A 23809-nucleotide genomic window follows, 5' to 3' on the forward strand; every position below is an offset into this window, starting at 1 on the left:
TGTTGCTCTGTCGCGGTAATTCCGGAATCGTAAAAGAGAAAAAGAACAAGAACTGAAAAAAACGGCCGACAAGCCAGGATCCCGGGGGATGCCTTTTCCAAAGTTTAACAAAAAGATAGGCATACCCTTAAAAAAGTGCGCACTTTTCTAACGGCACTGCCGTCTTCATTCCGGTGCCGGTCGAAAAAAGAAGAATTTTGTTTTATAAGAAAGGGCAGAAACTGCCTTTTATTTCTTGCAATTCCTATGTATGGGTGATAAAATAATGGCGTCAAAAATTCTATCTGATTCTGTGTACGACATAAGAATCCTTATGTTGTCTTCCGGTTGTCTGCTCATAAAGAAGATCCATATCCCTTTCACATTCCTCCATGCCGCTCCTTGCGTACCCCCTTGTAACTTCGATACTGCTGTGCCCCAGGATATCCGCCAGTTTTACCAGGTTCCTTGTGATCCGGTAAAAATTGACCGCAAAGAAATGTCTCAGGTTATGGGGAAAGATTTTTTTCGGGATCAACACCTGATCTCTCTGCCAGCCGTTTCATCTCTCTCCAGATGTTGCTCCGGTTCTTGGGATTCCCCTCCCTCGTCAGGAAGATTTCTCCTTGCCGGATCCCCTGCTTTTTCAGATAAGCTGTCAGCTTCATCCGCAGCCTTCGGGGGATCAGGATGACCCTGCGCTTTCCCTTGTTGTTCACTTCTACTTTTCCTTTCCGAACACTTTCCACGGTAAAAAACTTCAGCTCACTGACCCGCGCTCCGGTCCCCCCGATGGTCTCCATCAATATGGCCAGCTGTTCTTTGCCCTGCCCTGCGGCCGCCTCCAGGAGCCGTCCGTATTCCTCTTTTGTCAGCTTTTTCTCTCCTCCTGAAAAAGCCTGCTTCTGAATACGAAACGGCCGGATCTTCAGTTGCTCTGCTCCCAGGAATTTAAGGAACAGATTCAGAGCCGCGATCATGGAGTTCGCGCTGGCGGGCGCGTAGTTCTCCTCCAGCCATTTCTTGTATCCCACCAGAAGTTTTTTTGTGACTGTTTTGCTTTCTCCCAGAAACCGATAAAAGGTTCGGATATCTGTACGGTACTTTGAGATCGTGTTGTCCGCGTGTTCTTTTTCGTACAGATACGCGGTGAATCCTTCCAGGGCTTTCTGCCGTTTTTCATAGGTGAGGAATAATCCCGTTTCTTCCTCTCTGATCCAGTCATTCTCTTCTTTGCTGCGAAACATGATAGTCCTCCTTCTAAATTAAGTGTAAGGTTATTCTGAAATGTTACTCTTAGTCTGCCATTTTTTTCCGGAAAAATACATTCACAAAATAACCAATGAAAAAACTGCCCGGCAAAAACCGGACAGCTCTGCTGTTCCCAATCTCCTCTTTATTATTAAAGTTTCTTCACAAACAGGGCGCGGATCGCGTTGAGTACAGCGATGATCATCACGCCCACATCGGCAAAGATCGCCAGCCACATGTTCGCGATCCCGACAGCTCCCAGGATCAGGCAGATGATCTTGATCCCTATGGCAAACCAGATGTTTTCATACACAATACGCAGACACTTTCTCGAAATACGGATCGCTTTTACGATCTTCAGGGGATCGTCATCCATAAGGACCACATCGGCTGCCTCGATGGCCGCGTCGGACCCCATGGCGCCCATTGCGATGCCGATATCCGCCCGGGAGAGTACCGGCGCGTCGTTGATCCCGTCCCCGACAAATGCCAGTCTTCCCCTGTCTTTTCTTGTTTCCAGTAATTCTTCTACTTTCGTAACTTTATCTTCCGGCAGCAGTTCACTGTACACCTCATCGATCCCGATGGAGGCCGCCACCTGCTCCGCCACTTTATCGGCATCTCCGGTGAGCATCACAGTTTTTGCCACACCGGAAGCTTTCAGCTGACGAATGGCTTCTTTCGCATGGGGCTTCTCTACATCCGAGATCACGATATGCCCGGCGTATTCCCCGTTTACCGCCATATGGATGATAGTACCCACGCTGTGGCAGTCTATATAATTGATGCCAAGTCTTCTCATCAGTTTTGCGTTTCCCGCGGCTACCGGGATACCGTCTACAACCGCGGTGACACCATTTCCGCCGATCTCATGGATATCCGTCACTCTGCCGCGGTCCGGCTCCTTCCCATATGCCCGCTGAATACTTTTACTGATCGGATGAGAGGACGCGCTCTCTGCCAGAGCAGCATATTCCAGCAGTTCTTCTTCTGTCATCTTGTTGTGATGAACTGCGTTCACCTCGAAAACCCCTTTGGTCAGCGTGCCGGTCTTGTCAAACACAACATACTTTGTCTGGGACAGTGTTTCCATGTAATTGGAGCCTTTCACCAGGACTCCCGCGTTGCCGGCTCCTCCGATCCCCGCGAAGAAGCTCAGAGGAATGCTGATGACAAGGGCGCATGGGCAGCTGATGACAAGGAAGGTCAGCGCCCGGTAGATCCAGGTTCCCCAGTCAGCCGGCAGTCCGAGACCTGCCATACGCACCAGAGGCGGAAGAACCGCCAGGGCAATAGCGCAAAATACGACTGCCGGTGTATAGATCCGGGCGAATTTCGTAATGAATTCTTCGGACTTTGATTTTCTGGAGCTGGCATTCTCTACCAGATCCAGGATCTTTGATACAGTAGACTCGCCAAATTCCTTTGTTGTCCTGACCTTCAGGACCCCGGTCATGTTGATACATCCGCTCAGGATCTGGTCGTCCTTTTCTACCTCCCTGGGCAGGCTCTCCCCGGTCAGAGCGCTGGTGTTCAGTGAGGATGAGCCTTCCAGTATAATGCCGTCTATCGGGACTTTTTCCCCCGGCTGCACCACGATCACAGAACCGATCTCCACCTCGTCAGGATCTACCTTCACCAGTTTCCCGTCTTTTTCTACATTGGCGTAATCCGGACGGATGTCCATAAGCTCACTGATATTCCTGCGGCTTTTCCCGACTGCATAGCTTTGAAACCACTCGCCGATCTGATAAAACAGCATAACCGCCACAGCCTCTGTATAATCTCCGTTTTCCTTCAGCGCGATGGCAATGGCCCCGATCGTGGCTACTGCCATCAGAAAACTCTCATCGAATGGCTGCCTGTTCTTTATGCCTTTTGCGGCCTTGAGCAAAATATCATATCCGATGACCAGATAGGGCACAAGATAAAGTAAAAATCTGATATACCCCGTAACAGGAATAAAATGGAGCAAAATCATAAGCGCAGCCGCGATCAGAATGCGGAGCAACATTTTTTTCTGCTTTTTATTCACGATGTCTCCCTCTTTCTTTTAACAATTTAATAATTAAATAATTTTTTAATTATATGTCTCTTTTAAACCCCGGTCTGTTTCCGGCATCCGGGGTATAAATTCTGTTTCCGTGTCTTGGTCCGCAAACATATTACAGGAAAATCTCACAGTCATCCTCAACCTTCTTACAGTTCGCGCGTACTTCCTGCATGACTGCCTTTGCGTCGTGTCCCTCTTCAAATTCTACATTCATCTTTAATGTCATAAAATTTACTACAGCATCCTTGACTCCTGCTGTCTTTTTTGCGGCTTCTTCCATTTTATTCGCGCAGTTAGCGCAGTCTACATCTATTTTGTATGTTTTTTTCATATTTTCGCTCCTTTTTTATTTATTAAACTATTTTTTCATTTCTTTCAATCGGCTCTTCTTTTGTCCATATCAATAGTTAAACAATTATTTAATTGTTGACTATAATGTACCTCCGAGAGTATAATATGTCAATAAAACAGATTCGCATTTTTCTGTTTGGGCGAAAACTATTTCCGATTGGAGCAATTTATCGATGAAAAATGATTTAAACGAAAAAGAAAAAAATATTATGGACAATATGCCCGGTGAAAATGAGATCGCGGGAGTGTCCGACGCATTAAAGCAACTGGGCGATCCCAGCCGGCTGCGAATTTTCTGGCTGCTGTGCCATTGCGAAGAATGCGTCCTCAACATCGCGTCTCTCGTGAATATGAGCAGTCCTGCCGTCTCCCACCATCTGAGGCTTTTAAAAAGCAGCGGCCTGATCGTAAGCCGCAGGGACGGCAAAGAAATGTATTATCGGACTGCGGATACTGAGCTGGCTCAGGTTCTTCACCACATGATCGAAAAACTTGGCAGGATCACTTGTCCCGAGTCATAAAATTATACAGAATATAAACTATTTTAGAAGAAAAGTTTGTGCCGCCAGTCAGGTGGCTGAATGGAGATTTCTTATGGAAAAGGAACAGATCTGCGAGATAAAAAACAAACTGCGTGACGTACCGGGAGGAAAATATCTTGCGGTCCGGCATCCTCTGGAAGATGGAGATCCCACCTGGGAGTGTCCCCCCCTGGAACTGCCTGCCACCGCGCAGATCAAAACAGAGACCTATGAACTGTATCCGGGAATCGAGCTGTCCTACAATTATTTTCTGGCAGACCGGTTCCATTTTCACCATCACCATAAAGGAACCGTCCTGTCCGTCGACCACTGCCGCCGCGGCCGTATCGGATGGGAAATGCGCGGAGGTCTGAGCCTGTATTTTGGAAGCGGTGATCTGTCTTTCCATGCCACGGACAAATGCTCGGATTCCTTCATTACGCTTCCTCTGGGATACTATGAAGGGCTTTCTGTCTCAATGGATCCGCTGGTTTTAAAGGAACAATGCCCCTCTCTTCTAAAAGAAGCCCAGGTCGACACCGCGGCCCTCTGCCGGAAATTCTGCGGTTCGCGGGAGACCGCGGCCCTGCCCGCAAGCAGCTGTATCGAACACATCTTTTCTGAAGTATACGATCTGCCGGAAAGAATGAAGCTGCCTTACCTGAAATTAAAATGCCAGGAACTCCTTATGTTCCTGAGCATGACCGAAGCGGGCGCTGCTCTGCCGCTTGACCCCTATCATTCGGAACAGGTAGAAATCATCCGCCGTATCCATGATCAGATAACCGACGACCTGAGCCGTCGATATACCATCGACGGGCTGGCTCGGCAGTACCATATCAACAGCGCCTCTCTTAAAGAAATTTTTAAGTCTGTCTATGGCATGCCTGTCGCTTCCTATATGAAGCAGTACCGGATCTCACGGGCAGCTGTTCTTTTAAGGGAAACCGGAGACAGTATCGCTGCCATTTCCCGTGCCGTAGGCTATGAGAGTCAGAGTAAATTTTCTGCCGCATTTAAAGATATCATGAAAATACTGCCCACGGATTACCGCAGGCAGTATCTGTAAATATATTAATTTGTAAACTTAAAACTTTCTTTTATTTTAAAAAATATAATTTTAATTATTTTGTCAATTATACCGTCTTTTTCTATGAGGATTTTCATGTCTCTTCCGAATTTCTTCCTCTGAGATACGTCTCTTTACCGGCTTCTTTTGCGAATGTCTCTTTCTTCTCATCATCTGAAGGCGCCTTCTTCTGCGTTTTATCAGCTGATATCTAAGAACAATTAGAAATACTGCCAGCAGGACAAGGACTGCCGCCCCCACTCCGATCAGGAGCTTCACCGGAAATGGAAGTCCCCCTTCTTCTCCATTTTGTGCGTCCCCGGAGCCATCCAGCGCTTTTATCTCGGCTTTTTCACTGTATCCGGTCATCTCCTCCACATAATCAGCGGTAAGCACGACATCCGCGCTTCCCACATTCTGGCCCTGGTAATAATAGGTGATCTTTCCTGATGCCTCTTTCTCATCCTCAATTGTAATCTCACTGTCCAGAGAGGAAAATTCAATTCCTGCCGGAAGGAGTACATAAGGAGTTTCATCCACATAAGATCTGACTCCTTCTGCCCTATTCTGATCCTTGAGAAATACTTTTGAAAAATTGCCGAAAGCATAGTCAAACATGGCCCGGGTATCTACATATACATCTCCGTCATCCTGCAGAATAACAGCCACTAACTGGAGATCACCATTATCGGCCATAGTCACCAGTGTTGTCCTGGACTGATCTGTATATCCCGTCTTTCCGCCGGTACAGTATTCATAATAGTAATAATTTTCCGGCCAGAGCATTTTATGGTTCTGCTGAAAGGTCCGTGATTCTCCCACAAGATTTGTCGGGCCTATCGTATAATTCAGCGTCTGGGTGACTGTGCGGAACTCCTCAAACTGGTAGACCGCTGAGGCGATCAGCGCCATATCATGAGCCGTAGTATAATGCTGATCATCGTGAAGACCGTTGGCGTTGACCCAGTGGGATCCTGTACACCCCAGCTCGGCCGACCGGTCATTCATAGCCTGTATAAACGTATCATAACTGCCGCCCATCAGGGTGCCTACACTCTCCGCGATGGCATAAGATACTTCATTTGCCGAAGCCAGGAGCATCCCGTACAGCGCGTCATTCATGCTTAGGATCTCTCCCGGAGTCATCCCGATACTGGCATCCCCCCACTCAAGAAAAGAGGTACTGTTTTCTGAAAAATACACCTGATCATCGAGGCTGGCATTCTCTAAAGCAACCAGTGCCGTAAGCAGTTTGGTAATACTGGCCGGATAATGTTGATCATCGATCTTCTTCGCATACAGGACAGCACCGCTGTTCATATCCATCACAATTCCCGAATTTCCATAGATCTGAGGTCCCTGCGGCCACCCCTGGATCCCGTTGCTCTCAGGGACCGTGTCATAGGACGCCTGCCGCGCGGTCTCAAAATCCATCACTTCCTCTGCTGCCGCTTCTTCCCGAAATACCGCGGCAGAAAGCGCAAGTGTCATCGCAGCCGTAAGCACTGCGGCCGTGACCCGTTTTATTCTCTTCTTCATAATCCGCTCCCGTTATCTGTCATTTTCTCCCACTGTTCTGTATGAATCTGTAAGGATAAAGAGAAAATGGTAATCTTTCTACCCATTATAGTAAATTGCAGGAGGGGTTTCAAGATGAGGTTCTCACTAAATAGTGTTTTTGCCCTACGCAAGTCTCTCAGAATTCTTTTTTCATTTGCTCTCGAAAAGTTACTTAACCAATATGACCGAATTCTTGTTTTAACAATAACCGAGATCAAGAATCCACTGTTTACAAGATTTGCGCATCTGTTGATCACTGTTTTATTCGTCACGCCAATCATTCTGCTTACATCGATCGGTGTAAATTCATAGAGCCTCTTCTTGATCAAAAACACCAGGACCTCTTTTCCCTTCTGTTAAAATGAGAAAAGCTGCCTGCCAATTCCTCTTCTTCCGCTGTCTTCGATAACTCACATACTTTTTTTGAATACAGACACATCATTTTCAGGAAGTAATTAATCCAGAATATATCCTAACATTAATCTGGCAGTCCTTCCGTTTCCGTCTTCAAAAGGATGGATGGTAACCAGCTGGTAGTGGACAACGGCCGCAATGATCAGGGGATGATCATCTGTTGTATTCACATATTCAATGAGTTCATCCAATAGCGCCGGAATATCTGTATATTCTGGCGGAATATATTCCGGTATTCTTGTTTCTAAATCGTACACGGCAAATAATACGACCGGCGGCATTGGACCTCTGAGCCCGATTTTCTCTTTTGATGCTCCCTTTTCCACGATCGACTGAACTTTTAGGATCATGGATTTGGAAAAATATTTTTTTCTTTAAGCTCTCTTCAAGAGAATTCAACGCCAGAAAATGATTTTGGACTTCCTGTTCCGGCTTCAGAAAGTGTTTGTGCAGATCACTGTCAATTGCTTCATTTGCCTGCTGTTCTGTCAGTGTATTCCCTTCTATTTTATTTGAAGCATAGGAACTTTTCTTTTTAGAGTATTTCACTATTTTCCGTTTTTTCTGCATTTTGCAATTTCCGTCAGCTACGTCTCAACAACCAGAAAATTTTCTGAAAATATCACCAAAAGGGAACAGACTCCTTTTAAAAAGTACCTGTCCCCTTAGGCAACGTCCCATAAGGAAGTAAAAAGAATTTTGGTAGGAACCGGCGTGTCAAGTCACGCCGGTTCCGATTCGTTTAAGGACTCCCTTCCAATCTTCAAAGGAATGCGGATTTGCCCCACATAGGTGAAATACAGGTCGATTCGCACCTGCTTCCTTCCGTTCTCCCTTACCGGGCTGTGCACCACGATCCTGCTCACAAGCTCATTGAGGATGGCGGCGTCGAGTTCTGGAATATCCAGGTACTTGTCCACCAGCTTCAGAAACTCGTTCACATCGGAAACCTGCCCGGCCTGTGCCTCAATTTCCCGTTCCAATACGGCGGCAAGCTGCTTAATCTCTGCCTGCTCCTTCTCATATTGGCGGGATAATTTTAAGTACCGGCTGTCAGACAGCTTTCCCAGCACATTATCCTCATAGATATGCTGGATAATCCGGTCCAAGTCCTCCATCCGTTTTTTCGCCCCGGAGAGGGCTTTCTGTTTTTCTGCCAGTTCGGCCTTGCGGCTTTCCTCGTCCTGCGCCAGCATTTCCAGCTTGAAATCCTTCCGGAACATACGGACATAACTCAATGTCTGCCGTATGGTTTCCAGCACAATCCGATAAAGCACCTGTTCCCGGATATAGTGGATTTTGCAGGAGCCGGTGTTGCTCTTGTAATTGGAGCAGACAAAATGATTCTGGCTGTCGTCTTTGTAGGTATTGCAGGTGCAGAAATACAGCTTGGCCCCGCAGTCGGCGCAGTAGAGCAGGCCGGAGAAAATGCTGGTTCTTCCTGTTTTTGTCGGCCTGCGTTTGTTCTTCCGAAGTTCCTGTACCCGTTCCCACTGTCCCTTATCAATGATGGCGGGCTGGGTATCCTCAAAAATGCGCTGGTTCTCAACCGGGTTTTCCATCCGCTTTTTGAATTTCAGGGACTTGGTATAGGTCTTGAAGTTCACGGTACAGCCCGTGTACTCCCGCCGCTCCAAAATTCTAAGCACGGCGTTGGTATTCCAACGGTATAGGTTCTCCGGCATAGCCCAGCCCTTTTGCCTGGCGTGATAGGCGGTGACGGTCAGCACCCTGTCGGCTGTGAAGATTTTTGCGATCTGCATAGGGCCTTTCCCCGCAATGCAGAGGTTGAAAATGCGCTGCACCACCTTTGCCGCTTCTTCGTCTACAATCCATTTCTTTTTGTCCTGCGGGTCTTTTATGTACCCATAAGGCGGATTGCTGGCGATATGCTCCCCGGCTTCGCCCCGCATCTTAACCACTGCCCGGATTTTCTTGCTGGTATCCTTGGCGTAGTAGTCGTTGAATACATTTTTGAACACCGCAAAATCATTTTCCCCTTTGGCGCTGTCCACATCGTCGTTGATGGCAATAAAGCGGACGTCATAGGCAGGAAAGATGAAATCCTGCAATCGCCCCATGTAGGAATACTCCCTGCCCAGCCGGGACAGGTCTTTGACAATTACAGCGGATACGCTGTAATCCTCCACATATCGCATCATCTCCTGGAACCCCGGCCTTTGAAAGCTGGTTCCTGAGAAGCCATCGTCCACGAAGAACCGGGTGTTCCGAAATCCATGATCGGCGGCGTATTTGCTCAGCAGGGCTTTCTGAGACGAGATTTGTCAAGGAGTGTTTTTGCAAAGCAGTGTGCAATTCGCATGTCAATAACTTTTGAAAATGTCACTTTTTAATATTAAGTTTCACTTGAGATAATGTCACTTTCGTAAAAGGGCAAATGCCCTTTTACGAAGCAGACTGTTGTTTCTCAAAAAACAATTCGTACAAAAATTTAAGTGACAGGTTATAATCTTCCAGCCACCAAATGGCTTTCCATTCTTCGCTGCTGTGCCGTAACTGCAAATGTGGTTCTACAGTTGTCCGTACCTTTTTAGGTACCTTTAAGCTGGCATTTTTGTTTTGCGGTTTCAGGTACCGGATCGTGTTGTAAATCCGGCCTCCGTACTCTATGCGGATACCGAAACGGGGATTTATCAATACGGTGATCTCACGGCGGGCATTGATAATGGGGAACCCTTCGTCTAAAATCTGAAAACAGCGGTTTTTAAAAGAAAAAGTTCCGGCTGCATCTGTTTTTCTCGTGTGTTTTACACAGAGAATGGAATCCAGATCGATTCCTTTTGCTGGGGGGATAAAAATGGACTCCGCTTCCGGTGTGACAGAGAATTTTTGGTTGAAGAGTTCCCGATACTCCATTTCCAGGAAACGGTTTGCTTCCGTCAGGGTCCTGATCCCCCGCCTTGCGAATTCAACAGGAAGCCTGCTCTGAAGAGTTGCCCATAAGCGTTCAATACGCCCTTTTGCCTGAGGTGTTTTTGCAAAGATGAGATCAACTCCCAGTTCATGCAGCACTGACGCATGGTTTCCAGGTAACCGTAAAGGCATTCGTTGTGGGTAAGGAACAGGCCGGCCACGTTGCCGGTGGCATCATCAATGGCTCCATGCAGAGCATACTTGGTATTACCGCCAAACCATTCGTAAGGCGTAGCGTCAATCTGTATCAGTTGTCCGGGATGAGGCTTTCTTTTCCGTCGATGGGTACGGTGACGGATTTTTTTCTTTTTGGGGCTTTCAAAACCTGCATTTTTTAGTATACTGGAAAGGGCAGAATAGGAAAGGGTGATTCCGAAATCTGCTACGAGTATATCTTTGAAATGGAGGAAGTTGACCCCAGAAAATTCCGGGCGGGAATAAATCTGAAGGACGGCTTCCTTCAATTCATCTGGAACAGCGTGAGCAGGCTTTCTGCCGGTATTTTTGTGAATGAGGGATTCTGCGCCAGAAGTAAGGACTCCTTTCTTTAAACGTGAGATCTGGCGTGGAGAAAGACCTAGAAGCTCAGCAGCCTGTTGTCTGGAAATGGATTTGTCAATAAAACGGTTGATGACAGTAAGAGTTTTCAGTTGTTTTTGTGACAATGTAATTTTACCTTCTTTCATAACTTTAATAGGATACCAAAAAGAGACAAAATCTCAAGTGAATCCTAAGGTGACATTATCATAAGTGAATAACAGAGTGTGCAATTCGCATTGACAAGCAGCAAAAAGAACGCTATAATAATGTCGTTATCGATAATGATGTTATTATTTAGGCGCAGAGGAGTGAAGACATGGCCAATAGGGATCATTCCCTGGATGATGGGATCATTCAGGCTGCTTATTCGGAATTTCTTGCTTACGGCTTTCAGAAAGCCTCTCTGCACAAGATCGCCGAAAAAGCCGGTGTTACTACGGGGGCAATCTACACAAGATACAAGAATAAAGACGCGTTGTTTGCCAGTCTGCTTCAGGATTTTTTTGAGACGATGCAGGTTCTCTTTGCTCCCATCGCGGAAGAATACGAAAAAGCAAAGTGCAGCGCGCAGCCGGATGATATCCTCCGCGCCATAAACGCCGAAGAACAGGTATATTTTCAACTGCTGACCGAGCACTGCAATGACTGCACTTTATTTTTCTGCCGCAGCGATGGCAGCTCCATGGAAACCGTGCTGCATAAACTAATGGATCAAAAAGCGGAACAAACGGTGGAATTCTTTTCGCATATCTATGGGAAAGCGCCAAATGCCGATGCGATCCGTCTTTTGATGGGCTCACAGTTCTGGTACTTCCGCCAACTGCTGGATCAGCATATGGAGGAAGGCAGAATGCTTACCTGCTTACAGGCAGTCCTTGATTTCACCAACGCTGGCTGGCGGCAGCTATGCGATACCTTGCAATAAATCCGAAAAGTTGATTCGGACGGTCCATCCGTCCGTTTCTTACGACTGTTGGTTAGAGATGGCTAACTAATAAGAAAAGAGTTTGCGATGATAGATTTTGAATTTGAATTCCAATATGCGGAGGCAAAGCTGCCCATCCTCCGACAGGTCGGCGGCGGCATCCCGGCGGGACGCTGCGTGGTGCTCTGCGGAGGCAGCGGATGCGGAAAATCCACGCTGCTGCGGTGCATCAACGGACTGATACCGCAGTTTTATGAGGGAGAGCTAAAAGGCTTTTGCCGCCTGAACGGGCAGGACACCGCCGGAATACGTATCGGCGAGATCGGCGAGTTGGCCGCCTCGGTCTTTCAGGATCCTCGCAGCCAGTTTTTCACCGTGAACAGCTCCAATGAAGTGGCCTTCGGTCTTGAAAATCACGGTCTGCCGCAAGATAAAATCCGACGGCGGGTAGATGAGGCCTTCCGGATCTTTCATCTGGAGCGGCTGAAGGATCGCAATGTCTACGAGTTGTCCAGCGGCGAGCGACAGCTCATCTCCATCTTGTCCGCGTGGGCAATGGACACAGATATTTTTCTGCTGGATGAGCCCACGGCCAATCTGGACTTTGCAGCCACGCAGCAGTTAAAAGAGATTCTGCTTGCCCTGAAAAAGCAGGGCAAAACGCTGCTGCTCAGCGAGCACCGACTCTACTATCTTGCCGACATTGCCGACGAATTTTGGGTCATGGCAGACGGCGAGATCAAAGGAAAATATACTGCCGCAGAGGCAAAGGCGTTCTCAGTGGAGCGGAGACAAACACTTTCTCTGCGCACGCTCGACCTTGCGGAGATCACCGTGCCGGAGAAAGAGCCGCTGCCGAAAACCGCGCCGACGGCGCTTGCCGTCTCAGATGTCTGCTATACATACGGCAGGAAGGCCGGAGATACCCTCTCTGGTGTCAGCTTTTCCGTCCGTGAGCATGAGATCGTCGGCCTTGTGGGCGCAAACGGCTGCGGCAAAACGACCATCGGCAAGCTGATTGCAGGGCTTTACCGCCCCTCCGGCGGCAGGACAATGCTTTTCGGAAAGTCGCAAAATCCAAAGCAGCTGCAAAAGCAAGTGCTGTTCATCCTTCAGGAGGCGGAGTTCCAGTTCTTCACAGGCTCCGTCCTGCACGAACTGCAATACGGCCATGCGGTGACACCGGAGTTTGAAGCAAAAACGGAAGCGCTGCTGAAAAGTATGGATATGTGGGACTGCCGCAACCGGCATCCCTTTTCCCTCTCCGGCGGGCAGATGCAGCGTCTGACGCTGATGATGGCGTATCTATCCGACAAGCCGATCGTCATACTGGACGAGCCGACAGCAGGACAGGACGCGGAAAGTCTGGAGCGGTGCGCAGCGCTGATCCGGGAGATGCGGAAAGAAAAGACTGTTCTCATCATCACCCACGACCCTGAGCTAATTGCAGGTGCGTGTGACCGCTGCATTGGGCTGTCGGATAGGCATGCAGAAATAGAATTTCCCGTTCATTCGGAACGAGATTTGCAAGCGGTACGGCAATATATGGAGCGCTTCCATCTTTCCAATGCTCCTGCGAAAAAACAGCATAAAGAACGATTCCACCCGGCAACGAAGCTGCTTTACTGGCTGGCCCTGCTGGTCGTGATCTCCACATCCAACAACCACTTAGTTTATGCCGTATATACGGCACTGATCCTGCTGACCGCAGCGGACGGCTGGCTCGGAACGGCGCTGGCAGGCGGGATGAGCTTTGGGCTGCTGTGGGCGGCAAACGCTCTGCTGCCGGGCACGGTGTTTTCCTTTATGCTGGTGCTGTTCCCGCGGATCATTGCCGTTGGCATTTCCATGCGGACGCTGATTGGGCGGAATGAAGCCAGCCGTACCCTGGCAGCGCTGCGCAATCTGCGCCTACCGGAGCGGCTGATCATGATCGTGGCGGTGATTTTCCGCTTCTTCCCCGTTCTGTCGGGAGACATGAAGTTGCTGCGGCAATCCATCCGCACCCGGGGCGCGTTTGTGACGCCATGGCAAAAGTTGCGTGCGCTGCCATCCTATATCGAAATACTGACCGTGCCGATGGCTTTGCGCGTTATCCGCATCGCCGAAACGCTGTCCGCCTCCGCCGAAACACGGGGCATCGACTTAACCCGCCGCAAAAGCAACTATCTGTCGCTTCGGTTTTCTGCGTGGGATGCTGTGTTCTGCGTCCTGCTGGCGGCATCGATCGCCGCCGGCCTTATCCTGTGATCGCCGTCTCTGCGACGTTCAACCATATTCCATTCAAAAAGGAGTCTTTAACCATGAGTACTGCAAACCCTAATAAACTGAAAATCAAGGACATCATCACCGTTGTCCTGCTGGCTCTGATCAATGTGGTCATTTTCTTCGCCAGCTCCGTCCTGTACGCAACGCCCATTACCATCATTCTGATGCCGGTGTTTTTCGCCCTGCTGGAGGGCATCGTCTACTTCATCATCGGCACGAAGGTGAAAAAGCCCGGTGCGATCCTCATTTACAGCATTGTCCGCGCCATTATGGGCGGATACCTGCCGTACATCATCCTCTTTATTCTCTCCGGTGCCATTGCCGAGCTGCTGCTGTGGAAGATGGGCTACGGCAACGCGAAGGCGCTGACCGTCAGTTATGTCATCAATCAGGTGCTGGCTGCATTCGGCAGCACCATCATTCCCTACGCCATCGCAGCCAAGGCTATGGCGGATCAGATGGTCACCGATGGCCGTCAGGACGCCATCCTTTCCGCATCCCAGATGCTGCAGTCCTGGGTATCCGTGGCACTGGTGGCCGGTGTGATCGTGGCCGCATTCATCGGAGCAGCTATCGGCAAGGGCATCGTGAAGAAGCATCTGGCTGCCTGATCTGCCTTGGAGGAATTACCCATGAATCAGAACACGAAGCAAAAGCGCTCCGCCGCCTCGTGGCTGGCAGAGCTGGCAAAAGGGCGGTACGGCGAGTACGCTTTGAGCGTCCTTACGGCGCTGCTGGGCGTTGCCTGCTCGCTTATTCCGTATTTCATCATCATCCGGCTTATCACCGCACTGGTAAACGGCACGGCGGAGCTTCCCCGCTGCCTGACGCTCTGCGCATGGATGGCGGGCTGCTGGGTGCTGCGCTATGTGCTGCACAGCGTGTCCACCTCTCTCTCCCACCATGCGACGTTCCATGTGCTGGCCAATACCCGCGTCCGGCTGCTGGACAAGCTAGCGACGCTGCCGCTGGGTACGGTGCTGGATCGTTCCTCCGGCTCGTATAAGAACATCATCGTCGAGCGGGTCGATTCCATCGAAACCACCCTTGCCCACCTGCTGCCGGAGATGACCACCAACATCGTGGGGGCGCTGGCGGTACTGGTGCTGCTGTTCATCGAGGACTGGCGCATGGGCCTTTCCATGTTCATCGTCCTGCCGCTGGGCATTCTCTGCTTTATGTCCATGTTCAGCGGCTATAACGAGAAGTTTCAGCGCACGGTCACCGCGACAAAGACACTGAACGACACGGCTGTGGAATACATCAGCGGCATTGAGGTCATCAAGGCGTTTGGTCAGTCCAGGACCAGCTATGCAAAGTTCGTCTCCGCCGCAAAAGAGGGCGCGGACTGCTTCATCGACTGGATGCGCGGGAGTTTGTTCGGACAGGTGGCCGGAATGGCGATACTCCCTTCGACACTTCTCGGCATCTTGCCGGTGGGCTGCCTTCTCTATATGCACGGCACACTGTCGGCGGAGACGTTTCTCGCGGTCATTGTTCTGTCCTTCGGCGTTATGCAGCCGCTGATCACCGCTTTTTCCTACACCGATGACATCGCGCAGGTGACGACCATCGTGGGTGAGGTGGCGGAGGTGCTGTCCGGCGAGGATATGCAGCGTCCGGAACGTGCGGAAAAGCTGCCTGCGGACAACGCCGTCGAGCTGAAAGATGTCCGCTTTGCCTATCACGACAAGGAGGTACTGCACGGAATCGATCTGCACATTGCCCCGGGGACGGTCAACGCATTGGTCGGGCCTTCCGGCAGTGGAAAATCCACCATCGCCCGGCTCATCGCCTCCCTGTGGGATGTGAAGGACGGAGAAATCGACCTGGGCGGCGTGGACATTCGCACGCTGCCGCTGGCGGAGTGCACGAAGCACATCGCCTATGTGTCGCAGGACAACTACCTCTTTGACCTTTCTGTCATGGACAATATCCGCATGGGCAGAAAGGGTGCGACCGATGCGGAGGTCATTGACGCCGCGAAGAAATGCGGCTGCCACGAGTTCATAATGGGGCTGGAGAACGGCTATCAGACCGTATGCGGTGCATCCGGCGGTCACCTGTCCGGCGGTGAGCGGCAGCGCATCTCCATTGCCCGTGCCATGCTGAAGGACGCGCCGATCGTCATTCTCGACGAGGCAACGTCCTATACAGACCCGGAAAACGAGGCGGTCATCCAGTCGGCACTGGGAAGGCTGGTGCGGGGCAAGACGCTGCTGGTCATTGCCCACCGGCTGTCCACCATTGCGGACGCCGATCAGATCATTGTTGTCAATCAAGGCAAGATCGAAGCGACCGGCACGCAGGCGGAGCTTCTTGCGTCCTGCCCCCTTTATCAAACCATGTGGGAGGCCCACATCAGCGTCAAAGACGACGGGGAGGTGGCGTAATGCTCAAGACACTGAAAAAATTTTTTGCCTTCTGCGGGGTGGACAACCGCAGGCTGTTTATAACATCTATCTGGCTGGGCGTGGTCAGCGCCATTTGCTCTGCCATGCGTATTCCGGCAGCCGCCATCGTCATTCAGGCGCTGCTGGAAAGGAACGTCACTATGGCAACTTTATGGACGAGCCTCGGCATTATCGTGATCTCATTGATCATTACGATTGCCATCAACATGAAGGCTACCATGCTCCAGACCCGTGCGGGCTACCGCGCCTGCGCCAACAAACGCATCGAGATCGCCGAGCACCTGCGCTACCTGCCTATGGGCTGGTTCAATGACAACAGCCTCGGCGAGGTCACGTCCGTCACCACCAACACCATGGAAAACATGGCGAATGTGGCTACCCGCGTCGTCATGGTCACGACCCGCGGCTTTCTGACCTCCGGCATCATCGCAGCGATGATGTTCCTCTTTGACTGGCGCATGGGGCTGATCACACTGACGGGACTGCTGCTGTTCTTTGCCGTCAACGCCGCCATGCAGCGGGCGGAGCAGACCCTTTCCCAGCGGAAGTTCAATGCCGATGAGCGCCTTGTGTCCAAGGTGCTGGAATATGTGCAGGGCATCGCCGAGGTCAAGAATTTCGACCTGACCCACGACTCTGCCACGCAGGTACACGGCGCTGTGGAGGAAGCCCGCAGGGCGTCCTTTGCTATGGAGATCCCGTCGGTGCTTTATATGCTGGCGCAGTTTGTTGTCAACAAGCTCACCGGCGTTGCCGTCTGCGCGGCCGCTATCGTCTTTTACTTCAGCGGCACCATGGAGCTGACAAACTGCCTTTTGATGCTGATCTGCTCGTTCATCCTCTTTGAGCAGCTGGACAGCGCCGGAAGCTTTTCGGCTTTGTTCCGCTCCATCGACATCGGCGTAGATAAGGCAAGCGCAATTCTGCGCGTAGAACCCATGGACATTGACGGGGAGGAGCTTTCGCCGGAACGGGAGGACATCACCCTGTCCCATGTGGATTTCTCCTATGACAGCAAGCCCATCCTGCACGATGTGTCCCTGACCATCCCGGAGAAAACCACCGTGGCCATCGTCGGTCCGTCCGGAAGTGGCAAGACCACGCTGTGCAATCTCATGGCGCGGTTCTGGGACGTGCAGGGCGGCAGCGTGCGCCTCGGCGGACGGGATGTGCGGGAGTACAGCTACGACAGCCTCATCCGCAATTTCTCCTTTGTGTTTCAGCGGGTCTATCTGTTCTCCGACACCATCGCCAACAATATCCGCTTTGGCAAGCCCGACGCCTCCATGGAGGAGGTGCAGGCCGCCGCGAAAAAAGCCCGCTGCTACGACTTTATCATGGCATTGCCGAACGGCTTTGACACCGTCATCGGCGAAGGCGGTGCTACGCTTTCGGGCGGCGAACGTCAGCGAATTTCCATTGCGCGCGCCATCATGAAGGACGCACCCATCATCATTCTGGACGAAGCCACCGCCAATGTCGACCCCGAAAATGAAAAGGAGCTGATGGAGGCCGTTGCGGAATTGACCCATGATAAGACGGTCATCATGATCGCCCACCGGCTGAAAACCGTGCGCCATGCCGACCAAATTTTTGTGGTCGATCACGGCGAGATCGTTCAGCAGGGCACCCATGACGAGCTGGTTGCTGTTGACGGGCTCTACCGCCGCTTCGTGGTGGAGCGGCAGCAGGCCGCCGGGTGGAAGGTCTGAAGAAACACAATCTAAAAAATATGAAAAGAAGCTCGTATCAGCTATTGACCGATACGAGCTTCTCCGTTTATTCTCTGTTTCCGGTAATAAAGTAGTCGCAATACTCTCCGCCATTCGCCAGCGTCTGTTTTCTGTGCAGCACGCCGTGCTGAAGCGTGATCATCACTTCATCAAGTTCGCAGAACAACGGCATGAGTTCGGAAACACCGAGTTTCTCCGCGTAAATGCAAATCGGGCAGCGGGTAATGCGGTAGTAACAGGCACCCTCATACGGCTGCCCGACAAAATCCACCTTGAAGGAGGTCGGGTATTTCGCTTCCTTTTCGGGCGTGTACCATTTGGCGTATTTGACAACGCTCTTTTTGTTCTCCGCCTTGTCCTTGTCGGTATTCAAGTCGGTCTTTGCAAAATACCACTTGATATGATAGAGTGAGCGGCGCATCATTTCCTGCACGGCCGTTGGTGGAATTTTCTTTTCGCTTGCCACATAGGGCGCAACGAAGGCAAGGGCGAACAACTCGTTGTATGCCATAGGGTTAGGAGAGTGCTCCCACATCTCCCTGCCGGAAGGTTACATTTTTCAGGTGCAGGCGGTCAGCCTTTTCCCGTGCCTGCCTCATCATATCGGGCGAATAATCGAGACAGGTAATGTCCGCCTCCGGCATAGTCTGATAAACCGGCATGGTCAGAATCCCTTTTCCCACCGGCACTTCCAGCAGCTTGCCGGAGAAATGCTCCGGAATACCGGACATTGCCTTTTCCAGATAGGCGTCGTTTTCCGCCCGTCATTCGGTACGCACCGCGAATGGCTTCTTTTCGTTCCATGGCCTTCCCTCCGTGTTTCAATCATCACGCGCCCGTTTCCAGTCTCATCTCTTCAAAAAATCCACGATCTTTGCGAAGTCCTCCTTCGCTTCCTGAAAGATCGGCAGCATACAGTAGCAATGCACCATCTTCGGGCGGGCGGACACCGTATAGGGGACATTTGCCCGTTTGCAGGCTTCCTCAAAGTCCGGCAATGCGCCGTAGAGCACCTCGTCGGCAGAATAGAAGAAGTGAATATCGCCTACGCCGGTAAAATCTCCCCGTGAGCCGGAGAGCATATAGTCCGGCACATTCTCGCAGCCATGCCGCATGAACTTTTCCACCGTCACCATAAAGGCATAGTCGATGGAAACGTCCCGTTTATTGAGTGCCTGCATCCGCGCCCTTTCCGCATCGTTCCACGGCACCTCGCCGGGGGATACGGCGACAATGTGCCTCGGTTGCGGCAGTGGCTCTGGCTGGGCGTTGTTGTGCGCCGCAATGCCAAGCGCCAGCGCACCGCCGGAGGAAAAGCCGCAGGTACTGACATTTCCGCCGCCGTACAGCGTAATCATTTTTCGATAACATTCGTACACCATCGCGTAGGTTTCAGTAATGCAGTGTTCCATGCAGAGCGGGTAAAACGGAAACCACACATCACAGCCGGTCTCGCGGCAGAGCTTGCGCATCACAGGCAGGTCGCCCTTATCGGGGCCGATCACCATGCCGCCGCCAAAGAAATAGAGAATTGCGCGCTCGGACGGCTTCGGATGCTCTCGCACGATCAGGCAGGGAAAGCCGTTCACTGTGATCGTCTCATAATGTGCTTTGTGGTCGGTGGGCGTAAAAACGCCACGATGCTGGTTCTGCTTTTCAATTTCCTTTCGCAGTGCATCCTCCGGCAAGGCGAACGCCTTTTTCGCGCCGGAGAGCTTGTATACGCTGCGTAAGATAGATGCAAAGATACTCATAATTTAGCCCCCTCATTTCCGCGCCGTGATGCACAGCCAGCTTTTCTTTTTGCGTATCTGCACATCGTGAAAGCCCGCCTGCTCCAGATACGTCTTCAGCTCGGCGTCCTTGTAGATGGTCATGCCGCCGATGATTTCCGTCCACTTCTTGTCCTTGTCCGTATCGCCGTTGCTTTCGTTGCAGATGAGTAATGTCCCGCCGGGCTTCAGCACCCGGTAAACCTCCCGGAAGCACTGCGGCAGATCGGGCCAGAAATAGACGGTTTCAAAGGCCGTTACCGCATCGAACCAGTCGCCTGCAAAGATCATATTCGCCACGCTGCCTTGCAGAACGGTGCAGCGGCCCACCGCTATGGCGGCCTCGTTGACCTTTTTGGATTTCTCCACACTGACGGGGGAATAGTCAATGCCCTTGACAATACCCTCCGGGCATTTTTTCAGAAGTCTCTTGATGTTCGCCCCTCCGCCGCAGCCGCAGTCCAGCACCTTGGCGTCCAGAGTAAGCTCCAAAAAGTGAAGTCCCCACCGTGCCACAGGACTGTGCCCCAGGTTCATCATGGTGACCATGATTTTCCCGCCAAGCCCCACAGGCTTTCTGGTGTTCTCAAAAAATGACATCTTATCACACCTCCGATTTCACACATTCCGCATAAGTCAGCGGGAAGGATGCCTTCAGAACAGCGCTTTTCCGCACCGCCCAGCCGTTTTGCCGTAGGAAGCGCAGGTATTCCTCGCTCGTCCATCTGCTGTGGAGAGGGAAGCCTGCCAGCTTCATGAAAAAGGCTTTGACCTTGCCGGGAAACGAATTTCCCGCGTGGGTAAAGGTGGGCGCGATGAGCACACCGTCGTCCTTCAGCACCCGGCGGATCTCGGCAAGGGCTTTCTCCGGCTGCGGCACAATGTGCAGCGCGTTGGACACGATCACCACGTCGAAGGACTCCTCCACATAGGGCAGACGGAACATATCCTGCACCGAAAAGTGCAGCTTCGCCGATCAGTTGTCCCGTTTTGCCTCGGCAATCATCTCCGGGGAGGCATCCGTCGCCTCAATGTGCGCCGCCGCGTTCACGATGTTTTTTGCAATCAACCCTGTGCCGGTGGCCAACTCCAGCACCGTCTTGGCTTTCACCTCCGGTCGGATCAGTTCATACATCTCGTCATATGCTGCCCGGTCCTTTCGCATAAAGCGGTCATACCGACCGGCATTTTTATCCCAGAAATTCTTGTGTTTTCGCATCGCTATCATTCCTTTCGACGTTAGATTCATCTAACCGATATGTGCGGTTGTTCGGTTAGATGATGCTAACCGTTGTGCCTTGGAAAAGCCGCATTTCTGCGGCCTTTCGCTTATTCAAATAACTCCCTGCAAGCACCGTACACCAGCGTTTCCAGCACCTGCGGGTATAGCTCCCCAATCTGCTCCTTATGGGAAACTGTGAGGATCAGTCCCCGCACCGTCGCGGCAGCCAAAGAAGCGCCGCACCTTGGCATCAAATCATATTTTTCCAAGAGCTGACGAATATGCGTTTCGTCATCGTGGTAATGGACATTTTTGACGCCCTCCGGCAGTCTCTGCAAAAGCAGCTTCGCATCGTTTTCAATGAAAACCATGTCGCCAGTATCAGACAGCCTCCGGCAGACGGCAAGAACCGCCTTTGCCGCACGCTCCGACGGCGGCAAGCCGTCAGTTTCGCTCAGTGCATGGTCGGCTACCCCGTAAAGCTCGGCATGGATGCCCTCTAAAACCGCAAAGAAAAGCATTTCCTTGGATTCGTAGAATTTATAGAACGAGCCCTTCGCAATCCCGACCGCCTTCGTCAGCTGCTCTACGGAGGTTTTCTTCATCCCCAGCGTGACAGCACAATGTCTCGTTTCCTTCAGCAACGCCTTGCGGAGCTGTTCAGTCTCGTAATCGGTAAAAGCCAAGCCCACGCCTCCTTAAATATGACCAATTCGGTTCTTTCGGTCATATTATGCCGCGTTTCTTTCTGTTTTGCAAGAGGTGCGGAGAAAAAATCACTAATCAAAAGGGGTGCAGCGTTGCAGAAAGAGACGCTGGAATTCCGGTAATCGTTGTCGCCGCGGTAAAAGAAACTATATCGTAAAAGGGCATCAGAGCGAAGCATCCAAACGCTGCGTTCTGATACCCATTTTGTTTCATATTGCACGGACGGATTGATTACAAGAAAAAAGCAGGAATTAACACAACATGAACCACATATAATATCTGCAATAATCTTCCTATGGAACGATCTGCACAACGCTCAACGACATGCCCCATGTATAGAGACGGCGACTCGTATGAGCCACCGTCTTTATACATGATTACCGCTCAGGGTCATTTCTTTTTCGTTTACTGAGAGAATTTCGATACTGCTCTTGATTTCTGTGCATAATGAGTTGTCGCGCCTGCCGTTCTTCTGCATCCGCGCCAAGCAGGTGGGATGTTTCCTGCTTGGCGCTGAGCAGCATAATGAGAGAAGGCTTCTCGTGCATGGCATCCTCTAACTGCTGTTCTGCCGCCTTTTCCTGCGCAGGACGGATGACCTGCCGTGCTTTGTACAGCTCTACCGGGTCAAAATCCGCAGCCTGCGCTTTCAGCTCGGCATATTCAGTCAAAGAGAAATTTTGTTTTATAAGACCGATAACGGCGACGTTAAGGTTGAAATCCTGCTATATCAGGAAAATTTATGGCTGACGCAGGCAAAGATGGCGGAGCTGTTTGAGGTGCAGAAAGCTGCCATCTCAAAGCACCTGAAGAATATCTTTACCTCTGGTGAATTGATGGAGGGTTCAGTTGTTTCCGTTTTGGAAACAACTGCGGCGGACGGGAAAAACTATCCCACACGGTACTATAATCTGGACGCGATCATTGCGGTCGGTTATCGGGTGAACTCCAAAAAGGCCACCATGTTCCGCATCTGGGCGAACAGGATACTGAAGGAGTATATTATCAAGGGCTATGTCATGGACGATGAGCGCCTGAAAGAGCCGGAGAACTTCTTTGGGAAGGATTATTTTGAAGAACAGTTGGAGCGCATCCGCGACATTCGTTCTAGTGAACGGCGCTTTTACCAGAAAATCACGGACATATACTCCCAATGCAGCGCAGACTATGATGTGGACAGTCCTGTTACAAAAGAGTTTTTCGCCACCGTACAAAACAAACTGCATTATGCCATTACAAAGCACACCGCAGCGGAGATCATCTATGACCGGGCAGACAGCACGAAACCGAATATGGGGCTTACAACATGGAAAAATGCACCGAGCGGCAGAATCCGAAAATCCGATGTTGTGATAGCGAAAAACTATTTGGATGAAACCGAGATGGGAAGCCTGAACGAAATTGTCACGATGTATCTTGATTATGCCGAGCGACAGGCACACCGTGGGAACATCATGTATATGCAGGATTGGGTCGCACGGCTGGATGCGTTTTTGCAGTTTAACGAGGAGGAAGTGCTGCATCATAAAGGAAAAGTGACAGCGGCCATTGCAAAAGCCTTTGCCGAGAGCGAATTTGAGAAATACCGTGTCATTCAGGATCGGCAGTATCAGAGTGATTTTGACCGACTTGTTGCCAGCACCGAGGACAAGGATTAAAACGCAGAAATACCCGTTATCGGCCATACAGCCGATAACGGGCATTTGTCATTCATATACAAGCTCGGTCAAAACGATTTCCTCGGCAAGGCTGCGGATGCTGTTCATGTGGCGCACCCATTCCATTTGGGCAGATGCTTTGAGTGTTTCGGTCACATCTTCCTGCTTCGCCATTGCAGAAACGATGATTTCCATACGCTCGTTGCAGGCTTGGTCGATCTCCGCAAGATGCCGGTGCAGCGTTCCGCTTGTGAGCAGGTTTGTGTAGAGAATGGGGCGATGTTCTTTCAGATAGCTGCGGCGCATACGCCCGTATTTGCCAATCTGATATTCTGATTCATCTGGCAGGGAGAGGTTTGGAATGAGATAATCGCCCTCCTGACGGTAAGTGCCACCCATCTGCTCAAATATTTATTTCATATAAATCAGCTCCTTTT

The 23809-nt window shown here is 51.0% G+C and carries 27 protein-coding genes; 8 read left to right on the forward strand and 19 right to left on the reverse strand.

Annotated features, from left to right (window positions below):
- Positions 1 to 280 precede the first annotated feature (280 nt).
- The 4 genes from BQ7367_RS14735 to BQ7367_RS04075 all read right to left on the reverse strand — a co-directional run bounded on the left by BQ7367_RS14735 (position 281) and on the right by BQ7367_RS04075 (position 3614).
- Positions 281 to 517, reverse strand: coding sequence for a tyrosine-type recombinase/integrase (locus BQ7367_RS14735; RefSeq protein WP_235837534.1), 237 nt, complete (start codon positions 515 to 517; stop codon positions 281 to 283).
- Positions 489 to 1226, reverse strand: coding sequence for a tyrosine-type recombinase/integrase (locus tag BQ7367_RS04065; protein ID WP_235837535.1), 738 nt, complete (start codon positions 1224 to 1226; stop codon positions 489 to 491). Before BQ7367_RS04065 ends, BQ7367_RS14735 begins: the two co-directional genes overlap by 29 nt.
- 155 nt (positions 1227 to 1381) lie before the next feature.
- Positions 1382 to 3265, reverse strand: coding sequence for a heavy metal translocating P-type ATPase (locus BQ7367_RS04070; RefSeq protein ID WP_072524320.1), 1884 nt, complete (start codon positions 3263 to 3265; stop codon positions 1382 to 1384).
- 130 nt (positions 3266 to 3395) lie between these two features.
- Complete coding sequence (locus tag BQ7367_RS04075) at positions 3396 to 3614, reverse strand: cation transporter (protein ID WP_072524321.1); 219 nt, start codon at positions 3612 to 3614, stop codon at positions 3396 to 3398.
- A gap of 193 nt (positions 3615 to 3807) precedes the next feature.
- Between BQ7367_RS04075 and BQ7367_RS04080 the strand changes: the two genes are divergently transcribed.
- Both BQ7367_RS04080 and BQ7367_RS04085 read left to right on the forward strand, forming a co-directional pair.
- Entirely contained in the window at positions 3808 to 4155 is a 348-nt protein-coding gene (locus BQ7367_RS04080) for an ArsR/SmtB family transcription factor (protein WP_072524322.1), read from the forward strand.
- A gap of 73 nt (positions 4156 to 4228) precedes the next feature.
- Positions 4229 to 5224, forward strand: a complete 996-nt coding sequence (locus BQ7367_RS04085) for a helix-turn-helix domain-containing protein (RefSeq protein WP_072524323.1) — start codon at positions 4229 to 4231, stop codon at positions 5222 to 5224.
- A gap of 63 nt (positions 5225 to 5287) precedes the next feature.
- Here the strand turns inward: BQ7367_RS04085 and BQ7367_RS04090 are convergent, their stop codons facing one another.
- From BQ7367_RS04090 to BQ7367_RS14755, 6 genes are all read right to left on the reverse strand, one after another.
- On the reverse strand, positions 5288 to 6763 hold the full coding sequence (locus BQ7367_RS04090; protein WP_072524324.1) for a D-alanyl-D-alanine carboxypeptidase family protein: 1476 nt from the start codon (positions 6761 to 6763) through the stop codon (positions 5288 to 5290).
- 476 nt (positions 6764 to 7239) lie between these two features.
- Positions 7240 to 7389, reverse strand: coding sequence for a Fic family protein (locus BQ7367_RS14740; RefSeq protein ID WP_235837536.1), 150 nt, complete (start codon positions 7387 to 7389; stop codon positions 7240 to 7242).
- On the reverse strand, positions 7382 to 7768 hold the full coding sequence (locus BQ7367_RS14745) for a hypothetical protein (protein ID WP_235837537.1): 387 nt from the start codon (positions 7766 to 7768) through the stop codon (positions 7382 to 7384). The genes BQ7367_RS14740 and BQ7367_RS14745 overlap by 8 nt, the downstream gene beginning before the upstream one ends.
- Before the next feature lie 152 nt (positions 7769 to 7920).
- On the reverse strand, positions 7921 to 9480 hold the full coding sequence (locus BQ7367_RS04105) for a recombinase family protein (RefSeq protein WP_072524327.1): 1560 nt from the start codon (positions 9478 to 9480) through the stop codon (positions 7921 to 7923).
- Between the two features lie 124 nt (positions 9481 to 9604).
- Positions 9605 to 10075, reverse strand: coding sequence for a hypothetical protein (locus BQ7367_RS14750; protein ID WP_235837538.1), 471 nt, complete (start codon positions 10073 to 10075; stop codon positions 9605 to 9607).
- 23 nt (positions 10076 to 10098) lie between these two features.
- A complete protein-coding gene (locus BQ7367_RS14755; RefSeq protein ID WP_235837539.1) occupies positions 10099 to 10818 on the reverse strand; it encodes a helix-turn-helix domain-containing protein in 720 nt (239 codons plus the stop codon).
- A 170-nt stretch (positions 10819 to 10988) separates the two neighbouring features.
- On the opposite strand from BQ7367_RS14755, the gene BQ7367_RS04115 reads away from it, so the two are divergent.
- From BQ7367_RS04115 to BQ7367_RS04135, 5 genes are all read left to right on the forward strand, one after another.
- The gene (locus tag BQ7367_RS04115; RefSeq protein ID WP_072524328.1) at positions 10989 to 11597 is read left to right on the forward strand and encodes a TetR/AcrR family transcriptional regulator; all 609 of its coding nucleotides are present in this window, start codon (positions 10989 to 10991) and stop codon (positions 11595 to 11597) included.
- An 87-nt stretch (positions 11598 to 11684) separates the two neighbouring features.
- Positions 11685 to 13847, forward strand: a complete 2163-nt coding sequence (locus BQ7367_RS04120; protein WP_072524329.1) for an ATP-binding cassette domain-containing protein — start codon at positions 11685 to 11687, stop codon at positions 13845 to 13847.
- Positions 13848 to 13900: 53 nt separating this feature from the next.
- Positions 13901 to 14476 carry an MptD family putative ECF transporter S component gene (locus tag BQ7367_RS04125; RefSeq protein WP_072524330.1) on the forward strand — a complete coding sequence of 192 codons (576 nt, stop codon included), beginning with the start codon at positions 13901 to 13903 and terminating at the stop codon, positions 14474 to 14476.
- Between the two features lie 21 nt (positions 14477 to 14497).
- On the forward strand, positions 14498 to 16258 hold the full coding sequence (locus BQ7367_RS04130; protein WP_072524331.1) for an ABC transporter ATP-binding protein: 1761 nt from the start codon (positions 14498 to 14500) through the stop codon (positions 16256 to 16258).
- Entirely contained in the window at positions 16258 to 17991 is a 1734-nt protein-coding gene (locus BQ7367_RS04135; protein ID WP_072524332.1) for an ABC transporter ATP-binding protein, read from the forward strand. Before BQ7367_RS04130 ends, BQ7367_RS04135 begins: the two co-directional genes overlap by 1 nt.
- Before the next feature lie 67 nt (positions 17992 to 18058).
- On the opposite strand, the gene BQ7367_RS04140 is transcribed toward BQ7367_RS04135, so the two are convergent.
- From BQ7367_RS04140 to BQ7367_RS04170, 8 genes are all read right to left on the reverse strand, one after another.
- Complete coding sequence (locus BQ7367_RS04140; protein ID WP_072524333.1) at positions 18059 to 18523, reverse strand: L-2-amino-thiazoline-4-carboxylic acid hydrolase; 465 nt, start codon at positions 18521 to 18523, stop codon at positions 18059 to 18061.
- Between the two features lie 4 nt (positions 18524 to 18527).
- Positions 18528 to 18743, reverse strand: coding sequence for a class I SAM-dependent methyltransferase (locus tag BQ7367_RS04145; RefSeq protein ID WP_072524334.1), 216 nt, complete (start codon positions 18741 to 18743; stop codon positions 18528 to 18530).
- 117 nt (positions 18744 to 18860) lie between these two features.
- Positions 18861 to 19766 carry an alpha/beta hydrolase gene (locus tag BQ7367_RS04150; protein ID WP_072524335.1) on the reverse strand — a complete coding sequence of 302 codons (906 nt, stop codon included), beginning with the start codon at positions 19764 to 19766 and terminating at the stop codon, positions 18861 to 18863.
- Between the two features lie 12 nt (positions 19767 to 19778).
- Positions 19779 to 20384 carry a class I SAM-dependent methyltransferase gene (locus tag BQ7367_RS04155; protein WP_072524336.1) on the reverse strand — a complete coding sequence of 202 codons (606 nt, stop codon included), beginning with the start codon at positions 20382 to 20384 and terminating at the stop codon, positions 19779 to 19781.
- A gap of 4 nt (positions 20385 to 20388) precedes the next feature.
- Positions 20389 to 20730, reverse strand: coding sequence for a class I SAM-dependent methyltransferase (locus BQ7367_RS14760; protein WP_235837612.1), 342 nt, complete (start codon positions 20728 to 20730; stop codon positions 20389 to 20391).
- Positions 20731 to 20760: 30 nt separating this feature from the next.
- Positions 20761 to 21033: a class I SAM-dependent methyltransferase gene (locus BQ7367_RS14765; RefSeq protein ID WP_235837540.1), complete on the reverse strand. Its 273-nt coding sequence runs from the start codon at positions 21031 to 21033 to the stop codon at positions 20761 to 20763.
- Between the two features lie 80 nt (positions 21034 to 21113).
- The gene (locus BQ7367_RS04165) at positions 21114 to 21698 is read right to left on the reverse strand and encodes a TetR/AcrR family transcriptional regulator (protein WP_072524337.1); all 585 of its coding nucleotides are present in this window, start codon (positions 21696 to 21698) and stop codon (positions 21114 to 21116) included.
- Positions 21699 to 22091: 393 nt separating this feature from the next.
- Positions 22092 to 22385, reverse strand: coding sequence for a hypothetical protein (locus BQ7367_RS04170; protein ID WP_072524338.1), 294 nt, complete (start codon positions 22383 to 22385; stop codon positions 22092 to 22094).
- Between BQ7367_RS04170 and BQ7367_RS04175 the strand changes: the two genes are divergently transcribed.
- Positions 22356 to 23372, forward strand: a complete 1017-nt coding sequence (locus tag BQ7367_RS04175) for a virulence RhuM family protein (RefSeq protein ID WP_072524339.1) — start codon at positions 22356 to 22358, stop codon at positions 23370 to 23372. The genes BQ7367_RS04170 and BQ7367_RS04175 overlap by 30 nt on opposite strands.
- Positions 23373 to 23420: 48 nt before the next feature.
- Here the strand turns inward: BQ7367_RS04175 and BQ7367_RS04180 are convergent, their stop codons facing one another.
- Positions 23421 to 23771, reverse strand: a complete 351-nt coding sequence (locus tag BQ7367_RS04180; RefSeq protein ID WP_072524340.1) for a TnpV protein — start codon at positions 23769 to 23771, stop codon at positions 23421 to 23423.
- Positions 23772 to 23809 lie beyond the last annotated feature (38 nt).

Origin of the sequence: Clostridium sp. Marseille-P3244 (genome assembly GCF_900120155.1) — a bacterium.
In the GTDB taxonomy this organism is placed as follows: domain Bacteria; phylum Bacillota; class Clostridia; order Lachnospirales; family Lachnospiraceae; genus Mediterraneibacter.